We start from the raw sequence: 11387 nt of genomic DNA on the forward strand, positions 1-11387 counted from the left end.
TGTCCACAGTGCATCTTCCACGATCGGTTTGCCCATCTCTTCTTCAGCCTTATCTATATCAATGCCGAAGAGTAGCAGCTTGCCGGAAAAGTTAACAGCCCCTTCGGGCCTTTATGAAACCGTCTCTAAATAAAAAAAGCGCTGCCAGTTATGCCGCAATGCAGTACAATCGTGCCCGGCGGGCCCCTGCGCATTGTGGCGTGGTCAACCTGGTCAGGTCGGGAACGAAGCAGCCACAGCCATTTCCTGCAAGTGCCGCAGACAAGGCTCGCCTCTTTCCTTGGTGTCGATATTCTTCGAACACTCAAATCCCATGATGTTGAAGTTCATGTTTTTGATGCCATATCCCCACGCTCGGCCATCGTGTTGATCATAGAAAATATTTTTCTATGATATTTTCCGTTGCAGATCAGTTTATGTGGAAGGGCACATGATCGCCGGCGGGGATGCTGAAGCCTATCGTTGTCAGCCCGGCGACGCTTTTCGCAAACACGCTGCCGCCGTGCATCTTGGCAATCGCCTTGACGATCGCCAGGCCAAGGCCGTGTCCATGCAGCTGATTCGGATCACGATCGTTGCGGGCTGTGTCAACCCGATAAAAGCGATCGAATAGCCGTGGCAAATGCGTCTCTGGAATCGGCTGGCCGGGATTCGATACGGCAATCTGGATTGCTGTCGGCTGCTGCGTGATGTTGACGACGATGCCGGCACCGGGTTTGGAGTGCTGGATTGCGTTGTGTAGCAGGTTGCTCATCGCGCGTCGGAACAACGAGGTTTCGATTGATGCTTCGGCACTGATGTCGCCGTCGACATTGACCGTCATTTTGGAGTCGTCCAGCACAAACTCAAAGAACTCCACGGTCTTGTTGATCTGTTGTGCAATCGATGCATGCACCAGGCTGGTGGCGGCTTTGCCTTGATCGGCTCGGGCCAGGAACAGCATGTCGTTGATGATCGAGCGCAAGCGTTCCAATTCTTCCAGGTTCGATTGCAGCACCTCTTCGAACCGCGGCGCTGTGCGCTGGCGCGATAACGCTACCTGGGTCTCGCCGATCAGGTTGGCCAGTGGCGTGCGCAACTCGTGGGCGACGTCGGCATTGAAAGCCTCCAGCTGGTTATAGGCGCCTTCCATCCTTTCCAGCGCGCCGTTGAAGGCAATCGTCAGGTCAGAAAGTTCTGCCGGTAACGGTGAAATTTTCAAGCGCTGCGATAAGTTGCGCGGACCGAGCGCCTGCGCTTCGCTCGATAGGTGCTTGAGCGGCCGCAAGCCGACTTGGGCGATCCAGTAGTCAAGTAGCATCACCAGTAGTACCCCGACCAGCGACAGTCCGATCAGCGCCAGCAAGAAAGCATGCAAGGTATGCAGATATGGCGCTGCATCGACCGCAACAATCAGGCGTACCGCTGGCCGCTCCATGAATGGCGGGATGGTGCCTGCCATTGCATGCAGAGGGTACTCGCGACCCCGCAGTTGCATGGTTCTCATGCCGTTTGGCTTGCGGTCTAGCTGGTCGATCTCGGCCAGTCCCTTGCCGTACTGGAAGCGCGGGTCGTCGCCCAGCACCCAGTAGCGGATGCTGCCGTCGGCCGGGGTCAGTGTGTCCAGCTTGGCTTGCACGCGCGACCAGCGGCTGGGGTCGCCGTTATGGCCGATCATGTATTGGGTATCGAGGAAACGGGTGTTCAGCTCATCTTGCTGATGGTGCGCCAACTCGCGCTGCAGGACGCCGTACAGCGCGCTGCCGATCAGCGAAAATATCAGCAGTGCGGCCAGTGCGAACATGGCAACCAGACGTACTGTGATTGAACGTTTCATTCCCGCATCTCCTGATTGCGCGGCTCCAGCACATAGCCCATGCCGCGGATCGTATGCAACAGCTTGGGGCTGAACGGCATGTCGATCTTGGCACGCAAGCGTTTGATCGCGACTTCGACAACGTTGGTATTGCTGTCGAAGTTCATGTCCCAAACCAGTTCGGCGATCGCTGTTTTCGATAAAATTTCGCCTTGCCGCCGGGCCAGTACCGCCAACAGCGAAAATTCCTTGGCGGTCAGATCGATGCGTACATTGGCGCGATAGGCTTTGCGGCTGATCAAGTCAATCTGCAGATCGGCGATGCGCAACTGCGACGGTTCCATGGCACGACCGCGTCGCGTCAGCGCCTGTAGCCGTGCCAGCAATTTCCAGATTGGAGTCGGTCAAGGTGTACTGATACTGGGTTCGTGACAGGCGGCCGCCGACGTTGATATCCTGGCCGGCCTGCAGAAACAGATTAACCCCTTGCACCTTCGCTAGTTGCGGGCGCAGGCGGGTGATCACTTCATCGGCGCTGGCAGTGCGTCCTTCATCCTTCGGTTTGAGGCTGATATAGAAATTGCCGGTGTTGAAGGTGTTCTGGCCACCGCTCATGCCGAAGCCGGTGACATCCGGATCCTGGCGGACGATATCGGCCAATTGCAGCATGCGTTTGTTCATTGACGAGAAGGATGAATCCTGGGCCGATTCGGCAAAGCCAAAAACGAAGCCGGTATCCTGCTGCGGGAAGAAGCCTTTTGGAATGATCATGAACAGGATCACTGTGGCCGCCATGGTGGCGAAGAACACCATCAAGGTGATGAACTGATGGCGCAGCACGACGTGCAAGCCGCGCTTGTAAGCGTTCAGCATCGTATCGAAGCCGCGTTCAAAGAGTTGATACAGGCGACCATGTGATTGAGCCGAATGCGGTTTCAGGAAGCGCGAGCAGAGCATCGGCGTCAGCGTCAGCGAAATCACGACCGAGACGGCAATCGTCAGCGTGACAGTAATCGCAAATTCGCGGAACAGGCGGCCAGCGATGCCACCCATCAGCAGCAACGGAATAAACACTGCGACCAGCGAGACCGAAATCGAGATGATAGTAAAGCCGATTTCTCCGGCACCCTTATGCGCGGCCTCCATTGGCGACATGCCCTCTTCGACATACCGATAGATATTCTCCAGCATCACGATTGCATCATCGACCACGAAGCCGACCGCGATGGTAAGCGCCATCAGCGACAGGTTATCGAGACTGAATCCCAGCAGGTACATAACGGCGGCAGTGCCGAGAATTGCCAGCGGCACGGTGACGCTAGGAATCAGGGTAGCCGGGACATTGCGCAAGAACAGGAAAATCACCAGGACCACCAAAGCAATGGTCAGCACCAGCGTGAATTCGACATCGGCTACCGAAGCGCGGATGGTCTGGGTGCGGTCGATCAGGGTATTGATGTGCACGGTAGGCGGAATCGCAGCCTGCAGGCGCGGCAATGCTGCCTTGATACGGTCCACGGTGTCGATCACGTTGGCGCCGGGCTGCTTGGTGATGGCCAGCACGATTGAGCGGCCATTGATGATCGTGTTGTCGGCCGGTGCTGCAGCACCGGCAAACGCCCAACCGGCGACCTTGACGTTTTCTGGCGCATCGACCGCAACACCGATGTCGCGCACGCGGATCGGCGCGCCGTTCTTATACGCCAGCACCATATCGTTCCATGGTTCTGCGCTGAGCAACTGGTCGTTAGTGTAGACGGTGAAACTTTGCTTCTGACCGTCGATGGTTCCCTTCGGCTGGTTGACCGTGGTATTTGCGATGACGCCGCGAATATCTTCCAGGCTCATGCCGACCGCACTCAGTTTGGTCGGATCTACCTGAATCCGCACCGACGGCTTTTGCGCACCGCCGATATTGACCAAGCCAACCCCGGGAATCTGTGAAATCTGCTGTGCCAGGATATTGTCGGCAAAATCATTCACCTGAATCAGCGGCAAAGCGTCCGACTGCACCGACATCACCATGATAGGCGAGTCAGCTGGATTGACTTTGCGGAACGTCGGCGGGCTCGGCAGGTTGGCCGGCAACTGGCCGCTGGCGGCGGTGATCGCCGCCTGCACATCGAGCGCGGCGGCGTCGATGTTGCGGTTGAGATCGAATTGCAGCGTAATTTGCGATGAGCCGAGCGAGCTGCTTGAGGTCATCTGCGATAAGCCTGCAATCAGCGAGAACTGCCGCTCCAGCGGTTGTGCAACGCTTGACGCCATGGTCTCCGGGCTGCCGCCTGGCAGATTCGCAGAGACCTGGATGGTCGGGAAATCCACCTGCGGCAGCGGCGCCACCGGCAGCAACAGCCACACCGCAGCACCTATCAGGAAAATCGCAATAGCGAGTAGCGTGGTGCCGATAGGGCGTTTGATGAACGTAGAGGAAATGCCCACTTACCGACCCTCGCACTTGTCCCTTTAGCGGCCGCGCTCGACGCGTTGCCGGTACCGATCACCGCCGCATCTTCCGCCACTTTGATGCCGGGTTTCAGTTTGTACTGGCCGTCGACCACGACTCTTTGTCCTGGATTCAAGCCTTTGTCGATCACGGCAATGCCGTCCTGGATATTCGCCACCTGGATCGGCTGGATCTGTACCGTGTTGTCAGCGTTGATAACGTAGGCGTAGGTGCCGTCCTGGCTGCGCTGCACCACTGCCGCCGGTACCGTCAGCGCCTGCTTGCGATCTCCCAGTACCAGCCTGACATTGACGTATTGGCCCGGCCACAGCACATGCGATGCGTTCTGGAACATGCCTTTTAGTTGTATGGTGCCGGATGTGGTGTCGATCTGGTTGTTCAGCAGCGTCAGGCTGCCTTGAGACAGCATGTTGTTGCTATTGCGCGCGAAGGCTTGCACGCTGAGCGGCTTCGGATTGGCATGCAAGGCGCTGTCGATGCTTTGAAAACTTTCCTCCGGCAATGTGAATACGACTGCGATCGGATCGATTTGATTGATCACCACTAAACCGTTGGTATCCGTTGCATGGACAATATTACCCGGATCGACCAGACGCGCGCCGACACGGCCACTGATCGGCGCCAGAATGCTGGTGAAGCTGAGTTGCACCCTGGCATAGTTGATCTGGGCATCATCGGATTGCACGGTAGCTTGCAGTTGGTTGACCAGCGCCCGTTGGGCATCCAGAGTTTGTTGGGTCGCCGCATCTTGCTGTACCAGCGTGGTGTAGCGTTGCAGATCGAGTTTTGCGTTAGCTAACTGGGCCGCGTCTTTTGCTTTTTGCGCGATGGCCTGCTCCAGTTGTGCCTGCAAGGTGCGTGGATCGAGTTGCGCCAGCAGTTGTCCGGCTTTGACATCCTGACCTTCAACAAAGCCCACCTTATCAAGCTGACCGTCGATGCGTGCCTTGACCGTTACGCTGGCATTGGAAGTGACGGTGCCAACACCGGACAGATACATCGGAACATCTTGCTGTTTTACTTTGGCGGTACTGACCGAGATCGGATTGCCAATGGTGCTGGGCGGTGCTGCGGCACCGGCCTTGTGATTGCTCAGGGCCCAGCCGGCAGCGTCGATCAGGACCAGTATCGCGGCGCTGATCAGCAACGTCGAACGTGGTTTGGAGAGGGTAGTAGTCATGTTATCAGCTCGCAGAATTAATTTGCAGTGGTGTTTTTTTTGCCTGAGCAACAGCGGCAGGGTTCAGTTGGGATGCATCCCAACCGCCGCCGACAGCCTTGATCAACGCTACGCTGGCAATCAACCGGCGCCCCAGCAATTGCACCAGAGTGCGTTCATTGCCCAATGAAAGCGTTTGCGCGGTGACCACTGTCAGGTAAGTCGCGGTGCCGGCACGATATTGGCTTAACGCCAGTTGTTCGGCCAGTTGCGAAGCCTTCACGGCCTGATCCTGGGCTACCGTTTCGCGGTCGAGGACGTTGAGCGTAGCCAGGTTATCTTCCACTTCCTGGAAGCCGCCCAATACGGTTTGCTTGTATTGCGCCACGGCTGCGTCGTAGGCTGCAACTGCCTGCGCGGTGTGCGCACGCCGCAGACCGCCATCGAATATTGTTTCTGCCAGTGCCGCCCCCAGCGACCAGACCCGGCTTGGGGTATCAAACCATTGTGCCAGGCTGCCGCCGTTGAAACCACCGCTCGCGCTCAGCGTTAGTGCCGGAAAATAGGCCGCCTTGCCAACGCCGATATTGGCGTTGGCAACCGCTACGCTGCGTTCCGCGTTGGCGATGTCGGGCTGGCGTTCCAGCAGATCGGAAGGCAAGCCGGAAGGGATTGGCGGCAGGCTGGCTTGCATCTTGGCGAGCAGCTGAGAATCGGCAGGCAGCGCGGTCAGCGAGAATTGAGATGGGGCCTTGCCGATCAGGATAGCAATCGCGTGTTCGAGCTGGCTGCGTTGCGCCTGCAGGTCAATCGCCTGTGCTTCTGCGGTTTTCAGCTGACTTTCCGCCAGCGCCACATCCGAACGCAAAGCAACGCCGACGGCGTATTGGCTCTGGGTCAGCTTCAGTGAACGGGCATAGGCGGTCGTGGTGCGCGCATACAGATCGATCAGCAGATCGGTGATGCGCAGTTGCAAATAGTCTTGTGCCAACGTTGCCTGGATGCTGAGGCGGGCTGCCGCCAGGCTGGCCAGGCTAGCCTGGGTACCGGCATCGCCAGCTTCCACCGCACGCCGCACGCCGCCCCAGACATCTGGTTCCCAACTGCCTTGGATGCCGACGCTATAGTTGTTCCCGAGGCGAATGCCATTGCTGTTGCTCAACGAACGGCCGACCCCGGTATTAACGCCCGCCGTTGGCCAGAAGCCGGAACGGGCGGCGTCGGCCGCTGCGCGCGCCTGGCGATATTGCGCTTCGGCCTGCGCAATACTTTGATTTGCCTGGTTAGCTTGTTGCATCAGCGCACTTAGCGTCTGGTCGCCATAGATTTCCCACCAATTGTGGTTGCTGTCGATTTGCTTCGGCTCTGCCTGCTTCCACGGGCCGCTCCCTTTATAGTTGGCGGGAACCTCCATGGATGGGCACACATAATCCGGGCCGACTGCACAACCGGCCAGCACTAGCGCAATCGCGGCAACCACAAAGCAGGTCGACAGCAATGCGGCCGAATAGCGGTCGGCGAGGCGGCCGGCAATCGGTGCGGTGAGGGCAATCGCCAGCGGCCAAGGGGTGAACAGTGCAGCAGATAACAAAGGGCTGAAGCCATAGGCACCCTGAAACAGGAATGGCAAGGCAATAAAGGCGATCCCCTGGCCGACGAAGGAGCAGAGCGAGGTGGCAACCGCCATCGAAAAACGTTGTGATGCAAAAATATCAAGCGGCAGTAATGGCGCTGAGTATGTTTTTTGTCGAATGATAAACAGAGTGGCTGATGTCAGCGCGATGCCGCCGAGCGTGAGTTCCTTGCTCAAGCTATCGTGGCGCGACAAGCCGTCTACCGCCATGACGAAAGTACCCAAGGAGAGGGCCGACAGCAATGCGCCGGTGGCGTCGAATTCGCCGCCGCGGCCGGGATTGCGTGGCAGCACGCGCCGCGCCAGCAGCAGTGTAACGATCCCGATCGGCACATTGATGGCGAATAGCCATGGCCAGCTAAGCACGGACAGCATCAGGCCGCCGATTGCCGGACCGGCTGCGGTGGATGATGCCACCACCAGCGCGTTGACGCCGAGCGCGGTGCCGAGCAGGCGCGTCGGAAAAATATAGCGGTACAGCGCCGGGCCGATGCTCATTGCGGCAGCGCCGCCCAGACCTTGTAAAAATCGCATGCCATTGAGAACCGCCAGCGATGGTGATAATGCACAGCCTAGCGATGCCAGAGTAAATACCAGGATGCCGCACATATATAGACGTCGAAATCCGAACACTTCGCCGATCGAGGCGAAGGCGACCATTGTCATCGCGCCGGCAAGAATGTAGGCATTGGCAATCCAGACCGCGGCTGCCGGACCCACATCCAGACTGCGCGCAATCATCGGCAACGCGACATTGACGATCGAACCGTCCAGCACGGTCATGCCGGTGCCAAGGATCATGACAATAATAGCTACCCGCCTGACAGATCCCGGCAGGCCGTCGTCACCTTCAAGGTCGCCAAACAGCCTGCTCATGGAGCCATATACCTGGTTGTGAAATACTGCGGTTTTGGCGCAACACATGATTGCAGCAATGACGAGATAGGCGCGTTCGGCAGGTGGCGGGGGAAATCATTGATGGGCTTGGGCATAGGCCGGGAATTATTACACGTAGTGCAATTTTCCGCAGGCGTAGCGACAGCCGGTTGCGGCAGCAAACCAACAAACGATACGATTTTTCGGATCAGGGGAGGCTGCCGCGGCGACTCTTTGATGTATAATTCGAATTTCCCGCATGTGCCGTTCGGCACCTTCTGTAATGATTAAGTTTGTATTTGTTACCGGCGGCGTTGTCTCATCCCTTGGCAAAGGGATTGCAGCAGCCTCTCTCGCAGCGATCCTGGAATCGCGCGGCCTTAAAGTCACCCTTCTTAAACTCGATCCGTACATCAACGTCGATCCAGGCACCATGAGCCCGTTCCAGCACGGCGAAGTGTTTGTGACCGATGATGGCGCAGAGACCGATCTCGATCTCGGTCACTATGAGCGCTTCATTACGGCGAAGATGAAGAAGGTGAATAACTTCACCACCGGCCAGATCTACGAATCGGTTATCCGCAAGGAGCGCCGCGGCGAGTATCTGGGCAAGACGGTGCAGGTAATTCCGCACATCACCAACGAAATTCAGGATTACATCTACCGCGGCGCCGAAGGTTTCGACGTGGCACTGGTGGAAATCGGCGGCACTGTCGGCGATATCGAATCCCTGCCTTTCCTGGAGGCAGCACGTCAGTTGAGCCTGCGCGCAGGCCGTAAGGCGGCTGCCTTTGTGCATCTTACATTGGTGCCGTACCTGGTCTCCGCTGGTGAGTTGAAAACCAAGCCGACCCAGCACAGCGTACAAAAACTGCGCGAAATCGGTATTTCGCCGGATGCGCTGCTGTGCCGGGCCGACCGTCCTATCCCTGATGACGAACGCGCCAAGATTTCGCTGTTCTCGAACGTCCAGGGTGACGCCGTGATTTCGGTATGGGATGCCGACACTATCTACAAGATTCCGCAAATGCTGCACGACCAGGGCCTTGACGCGATCGTCTGCGAAAAGCTCGGCCTGTCGCCGAAGCCGGCCGATTTGTCGGTCTGGACCAGGCTGGTGCATGCGTTGGAAAATCCAACCTACGAAGTCACCATCGGCATGGTCGGCAAATATGTCGATCTGACCGAATCGTACAAGTCGCTGACCGAGGCCTTGCGTCACGCTGGCATCCATACTGGCAGCCGGGTCAATATCGAATACCTGGATTCTGAAGAAATCGAAGCCAACGGTACCGCCGCTCTGAATAAGTACGATGCGATCCTGGTGCCGGGCGGTTTCGGCAAACGCGGTGTCGAAGGCAAGATCGCGGCGGCGCGCTTTGCCCGCGAAAACAAGATTCCTTACCTCGGCATTTGCTTCGGCATGCAAGTTGCGTTGCTCGAATATGCGCGCAACAAGGCTGGCTTGTCGCTCGCCAACTCGACTGAGTTTGACGCCCAAACCGACCAGCCAGTGGTGGCGCTGATCACCGAATGGCAGAATCACGACGGCAAGGTAGAACTGCGTGATGTCAATTCCGACCTCGGCGGCACCATGCGTCTGGGCGCGCAGACCTGCGACGTCAAGCCAGGTACGCTGGCAGCAGAAATCTACGGTCCGACCGTGACTGAACGCCATCGTCATCGCTACGAGGCCAATAACCATTACCTCGATCGCATCGAAGCCGCTGGTCTGGTGGTTTCAGCCCGCACGCCAACCGAAGGCCTGTGTGAAATCATGGAATTGCCACGCAGCGGCGACAATGCCCATCCATGGTATGTCGGCGTTCAGTATCACCCGGAATTCAAGTCGACTCCGCGTGATGGCCATCCTTTGTTTATTTCGTTCATCAAGGCTGCGTTGGCGCACAAGCAAGCCAACACCGCAGCGTAAGGAAGTGACATGAAACTTTGTGGCTTTGATATCGGTCTTGATCAGCCGTTTTTCCTGATCGCCGGTCCTTGCGTGATCGAATCGCGTCAGATGGCCCTCGATACCGCCGGACAATTGAAAGATATCACCGGCGCGCTGGGTATCAATTTCATTTACAAATCGTCGTTCGACAAGGCCAACCGCTCATCCGGTTCATCGTTCCGCGGACTCGGCATGGAAAAGGGCTTGGAGATACTAGCCGAAGTCAAAGCGCAAATCGGCGTACCGGTGCTGACCGATATTCATGAAATTGATGAAATCAAGCCGGTGGCAGCAGTGGTTGATGTATTGCAGACTCCGGCCTTCCTGTGCCGCCAGACCGATTTCATCAACGCTTGCGCGCAATCCGGCAAGCCGGTGAATATCAAGAAAGGCCAGTTCCTGGCACCGCACGACATGATCAACGTGATTGCCAAGGCGCGCGCCGCAGCGCGTGAGGCCGGTCTGCCTGAGGATAACTTCATGGCTTGCGAGCGTGGTGCGTCGTTCGGTTACAACAACCTGGTGTCCGACATGCGCTCGCTGGCGATCATGCGCGAAACCGGTTGTCCGGTGGTGTTCGACGCCACGCACTCAGTACAACTGCCGGGTGGTCAAGGCAGCACTTCCGGCGGTCAGCGCGAATTCGTGCCGGTACTGGCGCGCGCGGCGATTGCGGTGGGCGTCTCGGGCGTGTTCATGGAAACGCATCCGAATCCTGCGCAGGCCAAATCGGATGGACCGAACGCCGTGCCGCTGGCGCGCATCAAAGAATTGTTGTCGACCATGATAGACCTGGATCGGGTCGTCAAAAAAAATGGCTTTATCGAAAGCAATTTCGGTTGATTGCTTGTGGGGACGATGTGATGATGCATGCTACTGCTGTGCGCGCATCTCCTCGAAATGCATGTTCGTTGAAATTTAGACGTTGTATCTGATTAGTTGGGGACAGAGTCGCACCGGGAGTGTCATGCGCCACCCGGTGCAATCTGTCCCGCACATATTTTTATCTGATAGGGAAATACATGAGTGCAATCGTTGACATCATTGGCCGCGAAATTATTGATTCGCGCGGTAATCCGACTGTAGAGTGCGACGTCCTGCTGGAGTCCGGTGTCATGGGCCGCGCAGCTGTACCGTCCGGCGCCTCCACCGGCTCGCGTGAAGCGATCGAGCTGCGCGACGGCGACAAGAGCCGTTACGGCGGCAAGGGCGTGCTGAAAGCCTGCGAGCATATCAACACCGAAATTTCCGAAGCCATCATGGGCCTCGATGCCAGCGAACAAGCGTTTCTGGATCGCACCCTGATCGATCTCGACGGCACTGAAAACAAGGGCCGCCTTGGCGCCAACGCCATGCTGGCGGTATCGATGGCGGTAGCCAAGGCTGCGGCTGAAGAAGCCGGCCTGCCGCTGTATCGTTATTTCGGCGGCAGCGGCGCGATGCAGATGCCGGTGCCGATGATGAACGTCATCAACGGCGGCGCGCATGCTGACAACAACCTGG

5 protein-coding genes, 1 other RNA gene and 3 pseudogenes are annotated in these 11387 nt (G+C 57.6%); 4 read left to right on the top strand and 5 right to left on the bottom strand.

Annotated elements, in window-relative coordinates; genetic code table 11:
* Nucleotides 1-177: 177 nt before the first annotated feature.
* Nucleotides 178-276: signal recognition particle sRNA small type (gene ffs / locus ACIQ0R_RS07405), an RNA gene on the top strand.
* 133 nt (nucleotides 277-409) lie between these two features.
* Here the strand turns inward: ffs and ACIQ0R_RS07410 are convergent.
* From ACIQ0R_RS07410 to ACIQ0R_RS07430, 5 genes and pseudogenes are all read right to left on the bottom strand, one after another.
* Nucleotides 410-1816, bottom strand: a complete 1407-nt coding sequence (locus ACIQ0R_RS07410; protein ID WP_395825651.1) for a heavy metal sensor histidine kinase — start codon at nucleotides 1814-1816, stop codon at nucleotides 410-412.
* A pseudogene (locus tag ACIQ0R_RS07415) lies at nucleotides 1813-2184 on the bottom strand (winged helix-turn-helix domain-containing protein); the annotation flags it as partial. The pseudogene ACIQ0R_RS07415 and the gene ACIQ0R_RS07410, both read right to left, overlap by 4 nt.
* Nucleotides 2183-4237: pseudogene (locus tag ACIQ0R_RS07420) on the bottom strand (efflux RND transporter permease subunit); the annotation flags it as partial. The pseudogenes ACIQ0R_RS07415 and ACIQ0R_RS07420, both read right to left, overlap by 2 nt.
* A complete protein-coding gene (locus ACIQ0R_RS07425; RefSeq protein WP_395825654.1) occupies nucleotides 4168-5442 on the bottom strand; it encodes an efflux RND transporter periplasmic adaptor subunit in 1275 nt (424 codons plus the stop codon). The pseudogene ACIQ0R_RS07420 and the gene ACIQ0R_RS07425, both read right to left, overlap by 70 nt.
* A gap of 4 nt (nucleotides 5443-5446) precedes the next feature.
* The gene (locus ACIQ0R_RS07430) at nucleotides 5447-7978 is read right to left on the bottom strand and encodes an efflux transporter outer membrane subunit (protein ID WP_395825657.1); all 2532 of its coding nucleotides are present in this window, start codon (nucleotides 7976-7978) and stop codon (nucleotides 5447-5449) included.
* 235 nt (nucleotides 7979-8213) lie between these two features.
* Here ACIQ0R_RS07430 and ACIQ0R_RS07435 point away from each other — a divergent pair, with 235 nt between their 5' ends.
* The 3 genes and pseudogenes from ACIQ0R_RS07435 to eno form a co-directional block, all read left to right on the top strand.
* The gene (locus ACIQ0R_RS07435; RefSeq protein ID WP_395825660.1) at nucleotides 8214-9863 is read left to right on the top strand and encodes a CTP synthase; all 1650 of its coding nucleotides are present in this window, start codon (nucleotides 8214-8216) and stop codon (nucleotides 9861-9863) included.
* A gap of 9 nt (nucleotides 9864-9872) precedes the next feature.
* Nucleotides 9873-10727 (top strand): 3-deoxy-8-phosphooctulonate synthase, encoded by an 855-nt coding sequence (gene kdsA, locus ACIQ0R_RS07440; RefSeq protein ID WP_395825663.1) that lies wholly within the window; start codon nucleotides 9873-9875, stop codon nucleotides 10725-10727.
* 179 nt (nucleotides 10728-10906) lie between these two features.
* Nucleotides 10907-11387, top strand: a pseudogene (eno, locus tag ACIQ0R_RS07445) (phosphopyruvate hydratase); the annotation flags it as partial.

This window comes from Collimonas sp. (assembly GCF_044339385.1).
Lineage (GTDB): Bacteria > Pseudomonadota > Gammaproteobacteria > Burkholderiales > Burkholderiaceae_D > Collimonas.

What these genes read in the sequence shown, in the direction of transcription:
- ACIQ0R_RS07410 (WP_395825651.1), bottom strand. Translation starts at nt 1,816, where the DNA reads ATGAAACGTTCAATCACAGTACGTCTGGTTGCCATGTTCGCACTGGCC.
- ACIQ0R_RS07425 (WP_395825654.1), bottom strand. Translation starts at nt 5,442, where the DNA reads ATGACTACTACCCTCTCCAAACCACGTTCGACGTTGCTGATCAGCGCC.
- ACIQ0R_RS07430 (WP_395825657.1), bottom strand. Translation starts at nt 7,978, where the DNA reads ATGTGTTGCGCCAAAACCGCAGTATTTCACAACCAGGTATATGGCTCC.
- ACIQ0R_RS07435 (WP_395825660.1), top strand. Translation starts at nt 8,214, where the DNA reads ATGATTAAGTTTGTATTTGTTACCGGCGGCGTTGTCTCATCCCTTGGC.
- kdsA (WP_395825663.1), top strand. Translation starts at nt 9,873, where the DNA reads ATGAAACTTTGTGGCTTTGATATCGGTCTTGATCAGCCGTTTTTCCTG.